The following is an 18,085-nucleotide window of genomic DNA, read 5'->3' on the forward strand; positions in this document are numbered from 1 at the left end:
GTTAAAACAGTCGCCAACGGCGTTTCTTTTGGCGATTTTGGTACACCCACTGCACTTGTATTTCAGTGGTGTCAACGACCTTGCCATTGTTACTATTGACCAATTCAAAGTTGACCGTTATTGCAGAGTCAAACTGATAGCGAAAAAAGCCCGTTTTTTGCATAAGCCAACACTGCATAATATGTTTACTTTGACCATCACGTAAGCAGTAATTACCCTTTGGCTGGTGCCAAGATATTTCCACATCAGCATAGCAATTTCGTCCCTCACGAAGGGCAACACAGGTATCAGGTAGTGATACTAGGCTTGTCTCTTCATTAGGCTGCTCTTGCGCTTTGACGCTGATTATAGGGAGCGCTAATAAAAAATAGTATTTAAAAAACATAGCGCAGGCCTACCTTGGCTTTGTGCTGATATTCTTGGGAGACAATAGGACTGTGATGAATATCATCAGAAAACCATGTTGATAGCCAGCCAGTTAAAAATACCCAGTTTTGGTTTATTGGGTATTCAGCATGAAACTCAAAGATAAGACTGTAGGATGTGCTCGGGGTGTAAACAGGTCTGTTTGAATTAGCTTCAGAAGGAGTAATACCGAAGTAATAGTTAGTAAAATCTTCAGAATAAGCACTTAGCCCGATACCTGAGCGAAACTCCCAATTACGCCAAGGAATTATCTGACTAAAGAAGCTGTTCATTACCCAGCCATTATGGGCGCCTGAAATATCATGTAAATACTCAAAGGAGATCTGCGAATTATCAAAGCGTCTTGATAAGCGCAGTCCAACATCAAAGTCATAATTTCTGCTTTTAATACCGGCAAGCTCTTCAATTACGTCTTCTTCGTAAAAAGCTAAGCCGGTTTCATCGAAGCCAGATTGAATATTTGTACCAACTAGGTCAAGTCCCCATTCGAACTTATCAATCACGCTGTAGCCAATGGTCAGCCCACCACTTAATTGGCTTTGATCATAATCAAGGTAAAAGTGTTCGTAGGAAAGGGCAAGGTGAATGTCTGGTTCAAAGCCATCATTGTAAGAGTCCATACCGACTAAATAAGAGTCTTCGATATAATAGCCAGCCCCAACTCCCCAATCCCATGCAAAACCTTGGCTGGGTTCTAACGTATTATCAGCGTAGTAACGATTACTTGCATAAGAAGATGTTGCCAATAAAGATAAGCAAAAAAATAATATGGCGCGGCTGGTTTGCAAGTGTGTTGTCCTTGTTACAAATAAGTGAAGTCATCATTATATACGCAATTAGTATATTGTTAAGGAGTTCCCAAAATCTGTAAAAAAGTGTAGTCGAGTCGTAAAGGTGTTAGGGAAGTGTAGCTTGAAGAAAGAAGTAGGTGTTTGCACTTTTGTTAAGTGCAAACACCAACCTTTTTATTGAACTTTAATTTTATCGATTAAGATACTGGTGAGGTAATACTGCATCATAGGCGTAAGAGCACTGATTTCAGTACGGTTACATGGGCCTTGCTCTTTTGTTAAAGCACTCATGCGAGAAATTGTTTGATACTGAGGTATCACAATATCGGTATTATTTATACGCGACATACGCGCTTGTTCCGTATTATGTTCATTAACAAAGCTGGCAACTTCTAGTTCGTTCTTGATCAATTGCTGTTGCTCAAAGCTATAGATGAGCGGCTCACGGTGAAAGCTAGCACTGTCTATAGATGACTTCGCAAACCAGACAACATCGCCTGTTTTTTTATGGGTTAGGCGCATACTTACCTGTGCTTGAATGGTGGCACATTGTTGAGTTGGGAATTGCTCTGCTACTTGGTCAAAAAGTGGCAATGGTTTTTCAGGTATCACTAATTGGTATTCGGTATCGTCAACAAGCTCTAAATCAAGCTGGTGGATAGACAATGTGTAATCTGCTTGGCCATTTTGGACAACTTTTAATTGTTTTTCATTTAATGCTTCTGTTAATTGCGCATATAAAGTGTCTGTTACGCTTGTTTTATCAGCAACGATTGCAACGGTTTGGTTTGCATTTACTGTATGCGCAGGGAGTTGTACCGATTTAACTTTTGGGGCTGCATGTTCAGTTTTATATTCAATTTGAAAACGTTGGCTTTTAAGCGACGGTTTTTCTGGCATCGCTAATAAAGGCGCTGGCTCTGGTTTAAGGGCGCAACCAGCTGAAATAATTGTAAAAAGCAGTACTACAAGTAAGCGCATAAAGAAAAGTCTACCCATAAAAAAGTTAATATTGTGCGTATTGTACGTTAGTCGAAGCAAAAGTTCATGATATTATGTAATGAGAAACTTCCGAAACAGACTAAAACAATAACGAATGAAGTACACGCTCACTTTTATAATCTTTCTATTTTCTTCTTTTTTTCTCCTTCTTTTCAGTGGGTATGCTTCAGGTAGTGACTCAAATTGGCAGCCCTTCGTTAGCGAGTACAATAAATACCTAAGAGGAAAGTTAAGAGCCAAAGGAATTCCCGGTGGCTCTTTGGCAATTGTTAAAGTGGGTGAGGAAGACTTTGTCCAAGGCATTGGCCGAACTAAAATATCAAAAGGGCGAAAAGTAGATAAACACACACGATTTCGCTTGGCTTCAGTTTCTAAAACATTTGCAGGGTCATTGACATCAAAGCTTGCGACTCAGGGAGAGTTCAATATTGACGATCCGATCAGTAAGTTCATTCCTGAATTTAATAATACTGTCTATAAAGATGATTTAAAAATTTATCATATTCTGAGCCATTCAAGCGGTTTAGTGCCAAATGCTTACGACAATTTAATAGAATCAAGAATGAGTTACCCAGACATTGTTAAACAGCTTCTAACTGTTGAACCTATTTGCAAACCGGGTGAGTGTTATGGCTATCAAAATGTGATGTTCAGTCTCATTGATTCAATTATTTATAAAACAACTCAAATGGATTATGCCCATTGGATAGCTGAATATATTTTTGCACCATTAAAAATGACGGATGCGAGCGTAGGCTACGAAGGTATGGTGCGTGACAATAATTATGCTCATCCTCATGTAAGAGGAAGAAAGCGTTGGTACACCTCTCGCTTAAAAAAGAATTACTACAAGGTAGCAGCCGCTGCGGGGGTTAATGCCAGCGCTAGTGATATGGCTATTTGGTTAAATGCGCAGCTAGGCCAGTACCCTGATGTTTTGCCGCTGGATGCGCTTATAAAACAAACGCGACCATACACCCATACAAAAAAAGAAACACGGCGTCGGGTATGGCGAGGGCATGTAAAAGATGCCTATTACGGCCTTGGTTGGCGAGTATATGATTACGATGGAGAAGTACTTTTTTACCATAGTGGTTGGGTACAAGGCTACCGCAGTGACTTAGTCGTTTTTCCACATTTAAATATTGGTTTTAGTCTAGTACTTAATGCGGAAACAGGGTTAATTAATGAGCTAACAACCGAATTTATAAATCGCACACTGAAATATGCGCGAGAAAGTGAGTCGAGCTAGTTATATATTTAGTCTAGGCATTAAAAAAGCCAGCAAGCTGGCTTTTTTATAGAATTGGCTTTCAATCTTAACCGCGAGGTAATTGAATCTTTTTCTCTTCACTTTGACGGTAAAGAACAATGGTATGGCCAATTGTTTGAAGTTTTACAGCACCGGTCTCGCGAACAATTGCATCGAAAATTAATACTTTTGTTTCACGTTCATCCGTTGGTACTTTTACTTTAATAAGCTCGTGGATATCTAGGGCGCTTTCAATTTCAACTAAAACGCCTTCGGTTAAACCGTTTGCGCCAAGTAATACCACAGGCTTTAAACTGTGTGCTTGACCTTTTAAAAACTGCTTTTGTTTGTTCGATAATTTCATGATGTTACAAATTTTGCTGAATATGGCTTGAATTAAGGGTATTCTAACGCCATCTAGAGAATATTACTAATTAGTTACGTATTAATTTTATGGCAAATAAAAAACATTCAGCTAGTTCTAAGCGATGGCTGAAGGAACATTTTGACGATCCTTATGTTCACGAAGCGCAGAAGAAAGGTTGGCGCTCTCGTGCGGTATTCAAATTAGATGAAATTCAAAATAAAGATAAATTAATTAAACCAGCCATGACTGTGGTTGATTTAGGTGCTGCTCCAGGAAGTTGGTCACAGTATCTTGCTGAAAAGGTGGGTGATAAAGGCCAAGTTGTTGCCTGTGACATCTTGCCAATGGATTCGTTAGCAGGCGTAGACTTTTTGCAAGGTGACTTTCGAGAAGAAGCGGTATTAGATGCGCTATTAACGCGCATTGATGGGAAAAATGTGGATGTTGTATTTTCTGACATGGCCCCCAATATGAGTGGTAATACATCGGTTGATCAGGCCGGAAGCATGTATCTAGTTGAGCTTGCATTAGATATGTGTCACCAAGTTTTGAAGAAAAATGGTGCTTTTTGTGTGAAAGTTTTCCAAGGTGAAGGGTTTGATCAATACTTACAGGACGTACGTAATAGCTTTAAAGCGGTCAAGATCAGAAAGCCTGATGCATCGCGTGCCCGTTCTCGGGAAGTTTATATAGTGGCGACGGGATACAAACTGTAGTACAGTTGTGCTGCGTTAAGTTGAATTTATATTAATTGGATACAAGAGGTTAACCCCTTGAGCGATATGGCGAAAAATCTAATACTCTGGCTGGTCATTGCTGTTGTGCTAATGTCAGTCTTTCAGAGCTTTAATGGTGGCGATCAAGCTGATCGCCAAACAAGTTATACCCAGTTTGTTAGCGATGCACGTAGCGGCGCTATTCAAGAGGTTTCTATTGAAAGTAACTCAGGTACGATTACCGGCACCAAAACCAATGGTGAGCGCTTTCAAACTATCATGCCGATGTACGATAAAGATATTTTAAATGATCTTTTGAAAAGCAATGTGAATGTAAAGGGTGTAAAACCTGAAGAGCAATCTTTCCTCGCCAGCATTTTAATCTCTTGGTTCCCAATGCTGCTGCTAATTGGTGTATGGATATTCTTCATGCGTCAAATGCAAGGTGGTGGCGGTAAAGGTGCGATGTCTTTCGGTAAGAGTAAAGCGCGCCTAATGAGCGAAGACCAAGTTAAAACAACCTTTGCTGATGTTGCTGGCTGTGATGAAGCAAAAGAGGACGTTACTGAGCTTGTTGATTTCTTACGTGATCCATCTAAATTCCAAAAATTAGGTGGTAGCATTCCTAAAGGTGTGCTCATGGTAGGTCCACCTGGTACGGGTAAAACGTTACTTGCCAAAGCCGTTGCAGGTGAAGCCAAAGTGCCGTTTTTCACAATCTCAGGTTCTGATTTCGTAGAAATGTTCGTTGGTGTGGGTGCATCACGTGTACGTGACATGTTCGAGCAAGCTAAAAAAGCAGCGCCTTGTATCATCTTTATTGATGAAATCGATGCAGTAGGTCGTAAACGTGGCGCTGGCATGGGTGGTGGTCACGATGAGCGTGAGCAAACACTCAACCAAATGCTCGTAGAAATGGACGGCTTTGAAGGTAATGAAGGTATTATCGTTATTGCCGCGACTAACCGTCCTGATGTTCTTGACCCTGCATTATTACGTCCTGGTCGTTTTGACCGTCAAGTCGTGGTTGGGTTACCTGATATTCGTGGTCGTGAGCAAATTCTTAAAGTGCATATGCGCAAAGTACCATTGGGTGACAACGTAGAAGCAGCAGTTATTGCACGCGGTACACCTGGTTTCTCGGGGGCTGACCTTGCTAACTTAGTAAACGAAGCTGCATTATATGCAGCGCGTGGTAACAAGCGTGTTGTCAGCATGGCTGAATTCGATGCCGCCAAAGACAAAATCATGATGGGCGCAGAACGCAAGACCATGGTGATGAGTGAGCAAGAGAAAGAAATGACTGCTTACCATGAAGCGGGTCACGCGATTGTTGGTCGTATGGTGCCTGAACACGATCCAGTCTATAAAGTGTCTATTATCCCTCGTGGTCGTGCATTGGGTGTAACAATGTACCTACCTGAGCAAGACCGTGTTAGCCACTCTAAAGAGCTTTTAGAGTCAATGATTTCGAGCTTGTATGGTGGTCGTATTGCTGAGGCACTTATATACGGTGAAGATAAAGTGACGACAGGTGCAAGTAACGACATCGAACGTGCCACGGACATCGCTCGTAAAATGGTGACGCAGTGGGGCTTGAGTGAAAAGCTTGGTCCATTACTTTACGCTGAAGACCAAAACGAAATGTACATGGGTGGTGGCGGAAGCCGCTCGATGAGCATGTCGGATGAAACAGCAAAGGTTATTGATAGTGAAGTGCGCTTGTTCTCTGATCGTAACTATGAACGCGCTGAACAAATCTTAAAAGATAATATTGATATCTTACATGCGATGAAAGATGCATTGATGAAATATGAAACCATTGATGCAGGTCAAATAGACGATCTCATGGCGCGTAAGCCAGTCCGCGAACCGCGTGATATGCATGATCGCAGACCAGAAGAGAAGAAAAGTACAGAAAAGCCGGCTGAGCCAGCCTCAGAAGAGCCGAAAAATGATGATTCAGCTAAAAAGGATGAAACAAGCCTTGATGATAAAGCGGAATAATCGTTAAAATAGTACAAGCAAAAGCCCCGAATGCCGGGGCTTTTTTGTAGACAAATTTTAAAATACCGACCCGCAATCAGACTTCATTAGCGAAGAGGTATAACTGTTTACTGAAAACATTTTTAGCCATTGCTATACATGTCGTAAAGGTGATAAATGACCGTTCTTAATTTACCCCGAGGTCGCACTTTACACCTCGATTCCCCAGTTGTGATGGGAATTTTAAATGTCACACCCGATTCATTTTCAGACGGCGGCAGCTATTGTCAATTAGACAGCGCTGTCAATCAAGCTAGCAGATTACTAGAGCACGGTGCCTTAATTATTGATATTGGTGGTGAGTCAACCCGTCCTGGCGCACCAGATGTTTCGTTAGAGGATGAGTTAGCGAGAGTTATTCCACTTGTAAAAGCGCTTCGTGAACACAGTGATTGTGTTATTTCAATTGATACCAGCAAAAGTGAAGTTATGCGCCAAGCTATTGAAGCAGGCGCAGATATTATAAATGATGTACGTGCTCTTCAAGAGCCTGGTGCCATTGAGGTGCTTGCTCAGTATCCAGATGTGGCAGTGTGCTTAATGCATATGCAAGGGCAGCCTCGCACAATGCAAGTGGCCCCGCAATATGATGACTTGTTTGCTGATATAAACAGCTTTTTTGCTGCGCGTATTGAAGCGTGTGAGCAAGCGGGTATTCAGCGAGAGCGAATTATACTAGATCCAGGTTTTGGGTTTGGAAAATCATTGGCACATAACTATCAAATCCTCGACAAATTCGATGATTTTAATCAATTCAAACTACCTGTTTTAGCGGGCTTATCTCGAAAGTCTATGATAGGTAATTTACTAAATAGAGACACAGATGAACGCCTAGCAGGTAGCCTTGCCGGCGCACTTATTGCCGCGCAAAATGGCGCAAAGATCATCCGTGTTCATGATGTATTAGAAACTGTAGATGCCTTAACCGTTTGGCAGGCGTGTAATAAAGGATTTTTAAATGAGTAAAACAAGAAAATATTTTGGCACGGATGGTGTACGCGGTATGGTTGGGGAATATCCAATCACACCTGAGTTTGCCCTAAAGCTAGGTTGGGCTGCAGGACGAGTTTTATCAAAGATTGGCACCAAAAAAGTGATCATTGGTAAAGATACGCGCATCTCAGGTTATATGTTAGAAACGTCTCTTGAGGCAGGCTTAATTGCCGCAGGTATTGATGTGGTTCTACTCGGGCCGATGCCGACTCCTGCGGTTGCATACCTTACACAAACGTTCCGTGCTGAAGCGGGTATTGTTATTAGTGCTTCTCATAACCCTTATCATGATAATGGTATTAAATTCTTTTCAAGTCGGGGTTTAAAACTCCCTGATGATGTGGAGCTAGAAATTGAAGCCATGATGGATGAGCCGATGACGTGTGTTGCATCCGATAAACTCGGAAAAGCACGCCGCTTAGAAACGGCCGATGGTCGTTATATTGAGTTCTGTAAGAGCCAATTCCCGCAAGGGTTATCACTTGAAGGTTTAAAAATAGTCCTCGATTGTGCCAACGGTGCTACCTACCACATTGCACCATCGGTGATGAGAGAACTAGGTGCAGAAGTGATTTGTCATGCATGCGAGCCGAATGGAGTAAATATTAACCTTGAATGTGGTGCCACTCATGTTGAGACACTCAAACGCAAAGTGCTTGAACACAATGCTGATGTAGGGATTGCCTATGATGGTGATGGCGACCGTGTCATGATGGTGGACCATAACGGCCGTGTATTTGACGGTGATGATATTGTTTATATTATTGCTTGCCAAGCTGCAAATGATGACATGCTAGGTGGTGGTGTTGTTGGTACTGTCATGTCTAATATGGGGCTTGAAAATGCACTTAAGTCACGCGGTATTGATTTTGCCAGAAGCAAAGTTGGTGATCGTTATGTAATGGAGCTGTTACAAGAGAAAGGGTGGAAAATAGGTGGCGAAAGTTCAGGCCATGTATTGAACCTTGATTTAATTAGTACAGGCGATGGCATTATTTCGAGCTTACAAGTGCTTGCAGCAATGGTCGCGCAAAATAAAACATTACAAGACCTAGGTGCGGGTTTCACAAAATACCCAATGAAAATGATTAATGTTCGTTACCCTCAAGGAACCGATCCTACTCAAGCTCAGGCGGTGATTGACTGTGTGGCTGAGGTTGAAGAAAAACTTGGTAACACTGGACGTGTATTACTTCGTAAGTCAGGCACTGAACCCGTTGTGCGTGTTATGGTCGAAGCTGACCAAGAGAAAATTGTACTCGATAATGCACAGAAAATCGCTCAAGTTGTCGAATCTGTGAGCAAACAAACCGAGGTATAACAATAACCTCTTGTAACTTTGGGCAAGTCGAGTTAGTATCTTGCCCGCTTTCTAATGTGGAGTGGAATTATGGCAACACGTAAGCCAATGGTTGCAGGTAATTGGAAAATGAACGGTTCATTAGAGCTCGTTGAACAGTTATCTCAGGCAATTAAAAACGTTCAATCGGATGAACTGGATATTGTGGTTTTTCCACCATTCCCATTGATGAGTAGTTTGCTACAACGTGATGTGCTTGTTGGCTCACAGACTGTATCTGAGAATCAAGCAGGTGCATTTACAGGTGAAGTCGATGCGCAGCTTATAAAAGATTTAGGCGCCACATACACATTGGTTGGTCACTCAGAACGTCGAAGCATTTACGGTGAGTCAGACCAAATTGTTGCAGAAAAATTCGCTCGTGCGCAAGAAGTAGGCTTAACACCTATATTATGTGTTGGTGAAAGTGAGCAACAACGCGAAGCAAATGAAACCGAATTAGTGGTTGCAGCACAAATTGATGCTGTAATTGATAAATTAGGTGTAGCAGCACTGAAGAATTCTGTGGTAGCATACGAGCCCGTTTGGGCCATTGGTACAGGTAAAACTGCTTCACCTGAGCAAGCTCAAGCTGTGCATAAATTTATCCGCGAAAAAGTCGCTTCACTAGATAGCGATTTAGCCGCGCAGCTAACCATCTTATATGGTGGTAGCGTGAATGAAAAAAATAGCGAATTATTATTTGCACAACCAGATATAGATGGCGGCCTTATTGGCGGCGCAAGTCTAAAAGCAGACTCATTCACTGCAATCTGTGAGAGTGCAAAAGGGACCGTATAAGATGTACGAAATTTTATTAGTAGTTTATTTAATCGTTGCTTTAGCGCTTGTAGGTATGGTTTTAATCCAACAAGGTAAAGGCGCAGACATGGGCTCATCATTCGGTGCAGGCGCTTCTGCTACTGTGTTTGGTTCATCTGGTGCTGGTAACTTTATGACTAAAACAACGACAATTCTTGCCACAGTATTCTTTGTGTTAAGTATTGTTCTAGGTAACCTTACAGCCGGTCAAATTAAAAAGACTGACGAATGGGAAAACCTAGAAGCTGCGCCAGCTGTTGAAACAGTAACACCAGCACAAGATGATGTGCCTGTTACTGAAGAGAAAAGCTCTGACGTACCAAACTAATTAGCGTTGCTAAATTAGGTTAAGCAGTTACTTTCCTCAAGTAATAATAACGCTTAACAACATACAAAAACTGTATGCGGATGTGGTGGAATTGGTAGACACGCCATCTTGAGGGGGTGGTGGCTTAGGCCGTGGGGGTTCAAGTCCCCCCATCCGCACCAAATTTGAAAAGCCGTTACTTAACAGTAACGGCTTTTTTCGTTTTTTCACTCTTTCTACTCGTCTTGTGCATTTATGTGGCAAAAGCTTTTCCTGTGTTTATATTCATTGAAAAAGAAAAATTCTATTTGAACTTTCCTTTTTTGTACTCTCGGTTAGTATTTTACTGATAGGTGAATAATACCAATCCGCAATAATACTTAATCATTTTGAGGGATTAACCTGTCGCTACCGGCGTTAAAAATTTCTGATTTAGAACAACTAAATAACGAAATTTTTGCCTTGCTATCAACGAGGTTTTATTGCCTCAAAATAGACCACTTAATTAAGCGAATTGGTATAACATGACGATAGTGATTTATTTAAGTGCGATAGAGGGATACGCAGAACAAGACCTGAGCGTACGCCCTTACTTTTGGTTGCAGTTACCAACGTAGATACACATTTTACCTCCCATATATTTCAACTGCTACAAAGCATTTATGCATATCAATCGTGAAGACAATACACGCTGATTAGCAAGATAATTACTTCTAGTTGTAGATGTGAGCCTAACTGAATTGGTTGAGTTCATCATCGGAGATACAAAGCGCAAATATGACACCTTATTTTAAGGTCGGTTATAGCTTGATTGTTAGTTGTCTATCCAGCCTAGTGATTTACTTACTCTTTAAGCTGTTTGCTGACATGTTTTCTCTTTTGCTTGGAAGACAAAGTCAATCAGATCCAATTCAGCCTTTCACTATCATTATCTTTGTCACCTTAGCTTTTTTAGCTATTTTTGATTTTGGGAAAACTATTTTGGAGGAAGAGATCCTCATGCATAAAGCTATTTTTCGCTACAGCTCAACCAGACGAACAATCACACGATTTTGATTGCAGTCTCAATAGAGGCATTACTTACTATGTTTAAGGCTGCTCTAGGACAAGTTGAGTACGTAATACCTGCGGTTCTAATGATGTTCGCAGTTGTCGGTTTATTATTAACATTGGCGGTCTATGTCTACTTAGGCGCAAAGCCAGAAGATGTATTAATGCAAGGTTCAACGCCTCAATACAAAGCAATAAGAGTGGAATTTTTGGTTGTAAACGGGCTTAGATACAGTCATTAATTGTTATGAAGTTTATTTTTGTTTATACAAACTAACTGATTTGTCGTGGTATTTGTTTAAAGCCCATTTATAGCCTTATTTCTAATAGAAGAAGCTGAATATTACCTGAATTTTAAGCTGAATGTTAGATGAATGAGGTGTTGGGCTTAGCCTCTGTGGGTATGAAATTAGCGTTTGTTTAGCCTCTATTGATAAACAGCCTCTGTCTATTTTTTTGGAGCTCATAAATAAGCTAAGCAAATAGCAACAACCTTTCTAGAAAAACTCCTTTAGACTTCTTCCGTGTTAACAAACCTGCTCAAAGGATATGGGTGAATGATGAAAAAATGCATGTTAGTTCTTTTCATTTTCAGCACTTTTTACAGTGTAGCCTCCGATGATGTGAGTTTAACATTGGAAGGATACATAAAAGCAAAGTGCGGTTTTACAATGCAAGAAAATGATTTGCAGTTTCCACATAATGGTTTGGTTAGCACTGAGTTAGTTATTAACTGTAACTCACCAATGAGGATGTCATTGCACTCTGAGCATGGCGGATTACTTCATTTACAGGGCAGGAAAGTCAACGGGTACAGGGTAAGCTTGTCAGTTGCAGGGCTATCGCTAAGTGAATCATTTTTAGCGCGAAATCTTGTCGATTCACACACTCTGAATATTGACCAAATCTTGTTTAAGAAGACGATGAATTTACAGTTAGAGTTAACAGAGCCACTTATATATGCAGGTGAGTATAAGGATATCTTGCGTATAGAAATGACCCCAGCTGCCAGTTCTGGCGGAATTTGGTAAGTCATTAAGAAATAATGCTTAAATAACATGGATAAGGAATAAACTAATGAAAAAATTAATCACACTTTCAGCAATCGCTGTTCTTACTTCTGGTACTGCTTTAGCGGAAAACCTAAACGTTGGTGGTGCAGTTGAGTCAATTTGTGAAGTTAGCAATGTAAACACAACAACCTATTTTCCTGCATTAGCAAAAGATCAAACAAAAACAATTGGCTTTGATTTGCAGTGTAACGATGCTGACGGCGCAACAATGTCTTTAACGACAGCCGAAGGTCACTTACAAAACGCAGACCGCGAAGACCAAGGGGTAGGGTACACAGCTGAATTAAATGCGAACCCATTCGCTTTTACACTTGTTGCTGAAAATGGTCATAACGACCAAAGCGTTGAGCAAAGCCAGCCAGGTTCTTTTGCTCTAGCTGCCGGTGGTGTTGCAGGCACAATCGAGTTAACTATTACGCAAAACCCAGTTTTCTCTGGTACTTATGCTGATACGTTAATGTTAGCTATTACAGCTAACTAAACTTGATGAAAAAAAGAGCAGCTTATACTGCTCTTTTTTATGGGAGATCATATGCGCTTTTTAATCATATTTTTGACTTGTTTTTGGTCATTACATAGTTATGCATTCCAAGTTCAGCCCATGGTTGCTGAGTTAAAGCCTTCAGGTTCAAATTCACAGCAAAGAATTCGGGTTATGAATAATTCAAATGAACCATTAACTATTGAGCTCACAGCGTTTGATTTAGAAATCAACAAGGCGGGCGATGAAGAGCTGAAGCTTAACGAGGAAGATTTTTTGATTATTCCTATGACGACAATCGTTCAGCCTGGAAAAACTCAATCTGTATTGGTTCGCTATATTGGTGATCCCGCTATATCAGTATCAAAGTCGTATCGTATAGCTGTTGATCAAGTTCCTGTCGATATTAATGAAATTAAACAATCTGGTGTTGGTATGTCGGTAAGTTTTAGAACACTGTTTAATGTCGTACCAGAACAAGCAACGGCTAAGTTATTAGTTAAAGAAAAGCAGTTGCAACAAGCGGGTGTTTGGAAAATATTACTTGAAAATGAAGGTGACAAATTTATACGCCTTTCCCAAGCAAAGTGGCTTTTTAAAAATCAAGAAGAGCAGCTTTTATTAGAAGGTGAAGAGCTCAGTAAAGCCTTGAGTGGCAAGCTATTATTACCGCACTCTGAGCGTGAGGTAACTATAAAAGTGCCGGCTAAGTTTTCACCGCAAAATAGTCAGTTAGAGGTGCTATTCTAATGCGCTGGTGTTTGGTTGCTTATTTATTTATGTCGCTATCTTGTTTTGCTATAGAAGTCACCCCCATGGTGCTTACTTTAGATCCAACGATGACCTCGCAACCAGCATATAGCAGGGTAAGGAATACGTTAAACCGTGATTTAGCGTTTGAAATAGAAGTGTACGAGGTTGACTTTTCAAAGCAGCAGCCTCAATTCCATTATCTTGACGAGCCACCGATCTGGGTGTTTCCACCCACGATTTACCTTAAGAAAAATGAACAGCAACGCATTCAGTTTCGCTGGAACGGTGATACCCCTAAAACAGATAAAACATATCAAGTTACTTTGGTTGAACAAGTTGTGTCTGGGCAAACAAGCGAGGTGTCGCAGTTAACAATGTTATTAAACGTGAATATGATTGTGCACGTGCATCAACAAGCGTTTGAGGCTAATTTAGTCGTTGAGAATATCGACTGTCTTGAAAAACAATGTAGTTTTGATGTTCGTAATGTTGGCGATGGGGCCTCACGTTTAAGTGAGTATGAAATCATTATTAGTTCCAAGGATAAGCCGCAACTAACTTTTGATAAACAGCAACTAAAAGCATTGGGCTACGATGTTTTCTTTGCGCCTTCTGCCATCTCTCATGTTTCTATTCCAATATTAAAAGAAGGACATGTCGATTTAACTTCTCCTACAGTCACTTTGAAAAAGTAATATGCGTGCCTATATTTGCTTTGTTTTCTTCGTTTTGGCTGCACCTATATATGGGCAGATCAACCCTACATCAGAGCCTATTGAATTAACGGTTGATACACGGATTAATAAAAACGCGATTGGCAGCATTACATTGATTGTTACACCAAAGGATAAGTTAGTTTTGAAGTGGCCTGAGATTGAGCCGCATTTTGCGCCAATGTTATTCGCGCAAAGCCTAGAAAATATTGCCAACCAAGCTAACTCACAGCAGCTTATTGATGTTGATAAGTTAGAAAAGATAGGTATTGAAGTGGCGTTCTCTATGCTCGATTTTAGTTTAGATATAACTGTGCCACTTTTAATGACAAAGCCTAAAAGCCTAAGTGTGATGTCCTATCGTCAAGGCTTAAAACCCACAAAACCAGCCTCCGTGAGCGGCTATTTAAATCTACGCTCAAGCTATTTGTATCAACTAGATAAAGAACGAGATTTAACGCAAAGGCAACTGACTGTAAGACCCGAAGGAGTTATAAACTTCCACAGTTGGGTACTAGAGAACGAAGCCGAATATGAGTCAAATGATAAAAAAAGTAACTTTAAACGTCTTGGGACACGTTTAATTCATGACTTACCTGAGCAAGGGATGCGCGTTTCTATTGGTGATAACTATAGTTCTGGAAGTTATTTTCAATCCACTACTAGAATGCTAGGGCTATCGCTTGCTCATGATTTCTCTCTTGTATCTGACAGGCCGATTCGGCCAAGTGCATCACAAAGCTTTACGCTTGAGTCTCCCTCATCAGTTGACGTGCTTGTGGATGATCGTTTAGTACAACGTTTGAATTTAGCTGCAGGTATTTACTCATTGAACGATATCCCTCTTGACGAAGGTAATAACAATATTGTGCTGCGAATAACGGATAGCGCAGGTGTGGTTCGACTGGTTAATTTTACAGTGACCACAGGTCTAGATTTGTTTGCACAAGGGCAACTGGAATATGAGGTCCATTTAGGTTTTCCAAGCTCACTACGAGATAAATTAACTTATGCTTGGGAAAAACCACTACTGTCTTCGTATTTAGATTATGGCGTGACGCCAAGTTGGACTATAGGTATGTCGGCACAAGGTAATGAAGATGCTCAGCAAATTGGTTTAAAACAAATCTATGCCACACCACTAGGTCAATTAGCTTTTGAAAATACCTTAAGTTTAAATGATGGCTATGCCTATCGCCTAGTTTATAGCACGTTTAATGACCCATCATATAATGGCGTAGACTTTACATTGGGCTATGAATACACAAATCGAGATTATCGTAGGCAAAGTTTTTCTGGATTACAAAGTGACGGGTTAAGCCAAAGAGAGCATTTTATTCAAGCTAACCTTAATATTGTGTCCGAAATGAGAATGCAAACATCCTTGTACTCCACGTTTTCACGACGTCATGATCAAGCACAGTTTGATAAATCAGCAGGTCTTGTGCTCTCTTCAGAGCTATTTAACCATCAATGGCGTTATTCACTTGGCGGGCAGTGGGAAGATATAAATGCACAGTCGCAATGGGGGTTTAGTGCCTCTATTACTTATAAGTTTTCAAATACGCGACGAGTGAAGCTTAGCCATCAATCTAAACGTGATAAGACTCGCTTTGAGTTTAATCAAGATGGTAATCAACGATATGTAGGCGCATTGAGCGTTCGCTCTGGACTTGAAAGGAATGAGCTAAACGAAGCTATTTTTGATCTAAATACCCAATACAATGCTAACCGTTTTCTAGCAAGCTTTGATCACGGAACGTATTACAAACAGTTAAACTCGCGTACAGCCTATCATCAAAGCCGCTTAAGTGGTGCAGCAAGTCTTGCATTTGCAAATACAAGTTGGACTGTTGGAAAGCCAATTGAAGATAGTTTTGCCTTAGTATCTGCCCATAGTAGTTTATCCGGCAAAAAGATCAGTTTAGGTAGAACAGAATCGCAGTACAGAGCAAGTAATGCTGACTTTAATACAATATTACTCAGTGATATCAACGCTTACGATAATTCCACAGTAACCCTAGATGTTGATGATTTAGAACCTGGCTATGATATTGGGGCGGGTGCAATCACATTTTATCCTTCATACAAGAGCGGCCATGTTGTGACCGTTGGCACCGATGCAAATATTTCTATCATTGCAACGCTGAAAACAACTGAAAACGAGCCTTTGGCATTACAAGTGGGTACTGCAAAATGTATTGATGAAGAAGCAGCAAAGCCTCTTACATTCTTTACCAGTAAAAGCGGACGTTTTGCTTTAACAGGTCTTAAACCTTGTCAGTACCAGATTTCTTTGAAAAGCGTCACTCACAAAACGCTTTTAATCGACGTGATAAAGGGTCAACAATTACAAAGAAAAGGGGTTATTTATGTTCAGTAAAATGCGTTTAGCTAAAAAATCGATACTAATTTTCTTTCTCATGCCTTTATCCAGTTGGGCAACATGTGATGCGACAATAGAAAGTATTCAGCAAGGTGTTGATAATCTCTCTGGGTATCATTCCTTACAACGAACGGACGCAGAAAAACAGCTCACACTTTATACGACAGCCACTGATGATTGCACACTTTATGTAGCTCTAAGTAGTGAAAATAACTTCCAATTTATCGGGCAACATCAACATATTCCTTATCATATTGCCTCTTCAAGTTCGCTATTGAGTGGTCAAGTAAGCAGATTAGCCGTTGAAGACGGTCAAACTAGCTTTGCGCTTACTATAGCGGCTGGTACACCCGTCAAAGCAGGTCAGTATCGTGATCGGCTAACATTACAATTAATGAATGAAAATAATGAGGTGTTGGATGATTACGAACTCAACGTTGACGTGAACATACCTGCCAATGTGTCCTTATCATTGTTAGGTTTCAGTAGTTCACATAACGTTGTTAATCTTGGAGAGTTAGTTGCGAATAAAGAATACACGATGTTACCCACACTGAAAGTGGTTACAAACGCAGATGTCGCTATAAAAGTTGATTCCGAGAATAAAGGGAAGTTAATACACACTCTCTACCAAAGTCGCTTTGCTATTGACTATTCCTTGATAATGAATGGAAGAAATATCGATCTTAAACAGCGCTCAGTAAAAACATTTTCGTTTTCGGATCAAACTGTTTTTTTATTACCTCTAAAAATAAAGTTGGCCCAATTTCAAAATCAAGCTGCAGGTCATTATTCCGATACAGTTAGGTTCCAAATTAGTCCGCTGAACTACTAAATTTACTTAAGTTCTTTTCGCACCATTGCAGGGCTTTTTGCTTATTTTTAACATTTATCTTTTGGTAGATTTTATGTAAATGAACACGCACAGTTGCTTCACTGATGAACAACGAATCTGCAATTTGTGGGGAGCTTGCACCACCCCAAAGTAAATTAAGAACTTTAATCTCTTTAAAAGTGAGGTTATTAGATTGCAAAGTCGTTTTTTCTTCAGATGCAAGTAATTCCCTCATCCACGTGTCAGACACTGTTCGTGGAAACCATAAATCCCCTTTTCCAATCGCTTCTAGGCCTTGTTTGAAAATATGTTCCTCAGTACCTTGATAAAATAAACCTTTTAATTTTGGCCACTCTTTGAGGGAGGTTACATCAGCATCGTAAGGAATATTAAAAATCACTAGATTAGTGTAACCACGTGCGTTCATAAATTGAGCTATCATTTCTTGTGTTGTAAGTATATTGAGGGAGTCAAAATTTATAAGTAATGTTTCACTTTCATCAGCAACACAATAAGATAGAGAACACACAGAGTAAGACTTGTTGTTTTTTCTATTAACGAGATTATCCATATCCACACCAGTATTATTAATTACCGTAAAAATATAGTTTTAATGAATGGTTTTCAACTATTAGATTGAGACATTGCGATAGTTAAAAAGTACTGGTGTTTAGCTGTTTTAGACATTTTTAGTAATAAAAATATAAATTTTTTTCTAAATCGAGAGGTAAAA

Annotated in this window: 18 protein-coding genes, 1 tRNA gene and 1 pseudogene; 15 read left to right on the plus strand and 5 right to left on the minus strand. The window is 40.3% G+C overall.

The window, feature by feature from the left end; translation table 11 throughout:
* Position 1: 1 nt before the first annotated feature.
* From L0Z67_RS05940 to L0Z67_RS05950, 3 genes are all read right to left on the minus strand, one after another.
* Positions 2–385 carry a DUF3019 domain-containing protein gene (locus L0Z67_RS05940; RefSeq protein WP_193988588.1) on the minus strand — a complete coding sequence of 128 codons (384 nt, stop codon included), beginning with the start codon at positions 383–385 and terminating at the stop codon, positions 2–4.
* Positions 375–1,214, minus strand: coding sequence for a MipA/OmpV family protein (locus L0Z67_RS05945; RefSeq protein WP_062570565.1), 840 nt, complete (start codon positions 1,212–1,214; stop codon positions 375–377). Before L0Z67_RS05945 ends, L0Z67_RS05940 begins: the two co-directional genes overlap by 11 nt.
* A gap of 177 nt (positions 1,215–1,391) precedes the next feature.
* Entirely contained in the window at positions 1,392–2,198 is an 807-nt protein-coding gene (locus tag L0Z67_RS05950; RefSeq protein ID WP_062570566.1) for a hypothetical protein, read from the minus strand.
* Positions 2,199–2,313: 115 nt separating this feature from the next.
* Between L0Z67_RS05950 and L0Z67_RS05955 the strand changes: the two genes are divergently transcribed.
* A complete protein-coding gene (locus L0Z67_RS05955; RefSeq protein ID WP_193988589.1) occupies positions 2,314–3,471 on the plus strand; it encodes a serine hydrolase in 1,158 nt (385 codons plus the stop codon).
* A gap of 67 nt (positions 3,472–3,538) precedes the next feature.
* Here the strand turns inward: L0Z67_RS05955 and yhbY are convergent, their stop codons facing one another.
* Positions 3,539–3,835, minus strand: a complete 297-nt coding sequence (gene yhbY, locus L0Z67_RS05960) for a ribosome assembly RNA-binding protein YhbY (protein ID WP_062570568.1) — start codon at positions 3,833–3,835, stop codon at positions 3,539–3,541.
* Between the two features lie 89 nt (positions 3,836–3,924).
* On the opposite strand from yhbY, the gene rlmE reads away from it, so the two are divergent.
* The 14 genes and pseudogenes from rlmE to L0Z67_RS06030 all read left to right on the plus strand — a co-directional run bounded on the left by rlmE (position 3,925) and on the right by L0Z67_RS06030 (position 17,352).
* Positions 3,925–4,554, plus strand: coding sequence for a 23S rRNA (uridine(2552)-2'-O)-methyltransferase RlmE (rlmE, locus tag L0Z67_RS05965; RefSeq protein WP_062570569.1), 630 nt, complete (start codon positions 3,925–3,927; stop codon positions 4,552–4,554).
* A 57-nt stretch (positions 4,555–4,611) separates the two neighbouring features.
* Positions 4,612–6,561 carry an ATP-dependent zinc metalloprotease FtsH gene (ftsH, locus tag L0Z67_RS05970; protein WP_405128579.1) on the plus strand — a complete coding sequence of 650 codons (1,950 nt, stop codon included), beginning with the start codon at positions 4,612–4,614 and terminating at the stop codon, positions 6,559–6,561.
* A gap of 156 nt (positions 6,562–6,717) precedes the next feature.
* Positions 6,718–7,566, plus strand: a complete 849-nt coding sequence (folP, locus tag L0Z67_RS05975) for a dihydropteroate synthase (RefSeq protein ID WP_193988592.1) — start codon at positions 6,718–6,720, stop codon at positions 7,564–7,566.
* Positions 7,559–8,914: a phosphoglucosamine mutase gene (gene glmM, locus L0Z67_RS05980; protein ID WP_062570572.1), complete on the plus strand. Its 1,356-nt coding sequence runs from the start codon at positions 7,559–7,561 to the stop codon at positions 8,912–8,914. Before folP ends, glmM begins: the two co-directional genes overlap by 8 nt.
* Before the next feature lie 69 nt (positions 8,915–8,983).
* Positions 8,984–9,733 (plus strand): triose-phosphate isomerase, encoded by a 750-nt coding sequence (tpiA, locus tag L0Z67_RS05985; protein WP_062570573.1) that lies wholly within the window; start codon positions 8,984–8,986, stop codon positions 9,731–9,733.
* A gap of 1 nt (position 9,734) precedes the next feature.
* Complete coding sequence (gene secG, locus L0Z67_RS05990; protein ID WP_062570574.1) at positions 9,735–10,082, plus strand: preprotein translocase subunit SecG; 348 nt, start codon at positions 9,735–9,737, stop codon at positions 10,080–10,082.
* Between the two features lie 76 nt (positions 10,083–10,158).
* Positions 10,159–10,243, plus strand: a tRNA-Leu gene (locus L0Z67_RS05995).
* A 531-nt stretch (positions 10,244–10,774) separates the two neighbouring features.
* Positions 10,775–11,353 (plus strand): annotated as a pseudogene (locus L0Z67_RS06000) (general glycosylation pathway protein); the annotation flags it as partial.
* A gap of 429 nt (positions 11,354–11,782) precedes the next feature.
* Entirely contained in the window at positions 11,783–12,142 is a 360-nt protein-coding gene (locus L0Z67_RS06005; protein WP_228074440.1) for a hypothetical protein, read from the plus strand.
* 46 nt (positions 12,143–12,188) lie between these two features.
* Positions 12,189–12,665 carry a hypothetical protein gene (locus L0Z67_RS06010; protein WP_062570576.1) on the plus strand — a complete coding sequence of 159 codons (477 nt, stop codon included), beginning with the start codon at positions 12,189–12,191 and terminating at the stop codon, positions 12,663–12,665.
* A 51-nt stretch (positions 12,666–12,716) separates the two neighbouring features.
* Positions 12,717–13,415 carry a molecular chaperone gene (locus L0Z67_RS06015; RefSeq protein WP_062570803.1) on the plus strand — a complete coding sequence of 233 codons (699 nt, stop codon included), beginning with the start codon at positions 12,717–12,719 and terminating at the stop codon, positions 13,413–13,415.
* Positions 13,415–14,113, plus strand: coding sequence for a hypothetical protein (locus tag L0Z67_RS06020; protein ID WP_062570577.1), 699 nt, complete (start codon positions 13,415–13,417; stop codon positions 14,111–14,113). The genes L0Z67_RS06015 and L0Z67_RS06020 overlap by 1 nt, the downstream gene beginning before the upstream one ends.
* 1 nt (position 14,114) lies before the next feature.
* Complete coding sequence (locus L0Z67_RS06025; protein WP_405128580.1) at positions 14,115–16,514, plus strand: fimbria/pilus outer membrane usher protein; 2,400 nt, start codon at positions 14,115–14,117, stop codon at positions 16,512–16,514.
* Positions 16,504–17,352 carry a hypothetical protein gene (locus tag L0Z67_RS06030; protein WP_193988596.1) on the plus strand — a complete coding sequence of 283 codons (849 nt, stop codon included), beginning with the start codon at positions 16,504–16,506 and terminating at the stop codon, positions 17,350–17,352. The genes L0Z67_RS06025 and L0Z67_RS06030 overlap by 11 nt, the downstream gene beginning before the upstream one ends.
* Here the strand turns inward: L0Z67_RS06030 and L0Z67_RS06035 are convergent.
* Positions 17,333–17,923: a LuxR C-terminal-related transcriptional regulator gene (locus L0Z67_RS06035; RefSeq protein ID WP_083515360.1), complete on the minus strand. Its 591-nt coding sequence runs from the start codon at positions 17,921–17,923 to the stop codon at positions 17,333–17,335. The two genes, L0Z67_RS06030 and L0Z67_RS06035, sit on opposite strands and share 20 nt — an antisense overlap.
* Between the last annotated feature and the right edge of the window lie 162 nt (positions 17,924–18,085).

The organism is Pseudoalteromonas sp. PB2-1 (assembly GCF_045040605.1).
Lineage (GTDB): Bacteria > Pseudomonadota > Gammaproteobacteria > Enterobacterales > Alteromonadaceae > Pseudoalteromonas > Pseudoalteromonas arabiensis.

What these genes read in the sequence shown, in the direction of transcription:
- L0Z67_RS06005 (WP_228074440.1), top strand. Translation starts at nt 11,783, where the DNA reads ATGCAAGAAAATGATTTGCAGTTTCCACATAATGGTTTGGTTAGCACT.
- L0Z67_RS06020 (WP_062570577.1), top strand. Translation starts at nt 13,415, where the DNA reads ATGCGCTGGTGTTTGGTTGCTTATTTATTTATGTCGCTATCTTGTTTT.
- L0Z67_RS05955 (WP_193988589.1), top strand. Translation starts at nt 2,314, where the DNA reads ATGAAGTACACGCTCACTTTTATAATCTTTCTATTTTCTTCTTTTTTT.
- L0Z67_RS05940 (WP_193988588.1), bottom strand. Translation starts at nt 385, where the DNA reads ATGTTTTTTAAATACTATTTTTTATTAGCGCTCCCTATAATCAGCGTC.
- L0Z67_RS05950 (WP_062570566.1), bottom strand. Translation starts at nt 2,198, where the DNA reads ATGCGCTTACTTGTAGTACTGCTTTTTACAATTATTTCAGCTGGTTGC.
- L0Z67_RS06010 (WP_062570576.1), top strand. Translation starts at nt 12,189, where the DNA reads ATGAAAAAATTAATCACACTTTCAGCAATCGCTGTTCTTACTTCTGGT.
- L0Z67_RS06035 (WP_083515360.1), bottom strand. Translation starts at nt 17,923, where the DNA reads ATGGATAATCTCGTTAATAGAAAAAACAACAAGTCTTACTCTGTGTGT.
- glmM (WP_062570572.1), top strand. Translation starts at nt 7,559, where the DNA reads ATGAGTAAAACAAGAAAATATTTTGGCACGGATGGTGTACGCGGTATG.
- secG (WP_062570574.1), top strand. Translation starts at nt 9,735, where the DNA reads ATGTACGAAATTTTATTAGTAGTTTATTTAATCGTTGCTTTAGCGCTT.
- L0Z67_RS06025 (WP_405128580.1), top strand. Translation starts at nt 14,115, where the DNA reads ATGCGTGCCTATATTTGCTTTGTTTTCTTCGTTTTGGCTGCACCTATA.
- yhbY (WP_062570568.1), bottom strand. Translation starts at nt 3,835, where the DNA reads ATGAAATTATCGAACAAACAAAAGCAGTTTTTAAAAGGTCAAGCACAC.
- L0Z67_RS06015 (WP_062570803.1), top strand. Translation starts at nt 12,717, where the DNA reads ATGCGCTTTTTAATCATATTTTTGACTTGTTTTTGGTCATTACATAGT.
- folP (WP_193988592.1), top strand. Translation starts at nt 6,718, where the DNA reads ATGACCGTTCTTAATTTACCCCGAGGTCGCACTTTACACCTCGATTCC.
- L0Z67_RS06030 (WP_193988596.1), top strand. Translation starts at nt 16,504, where the DNA reads ATGTTCAGTAAAATGCGTTTAGCTAAAAAATCGATACTAATTTTCTTT.
- rlmE (WP_062570569.1), top strand. Translation starts at nt 3,925, where the DNA reads ATGGCAAATAAAAAACATTCAGCTAGTTCTAAGCGATGGCTGAAGGAA.
- tpiA (WP_062570573.1), top strand. Translation starts at nt 8,984, where the DNA reads ATGGCAACACGTAAGCCAATGGTTGCAGGTAATTGGAAAATGAACGGT.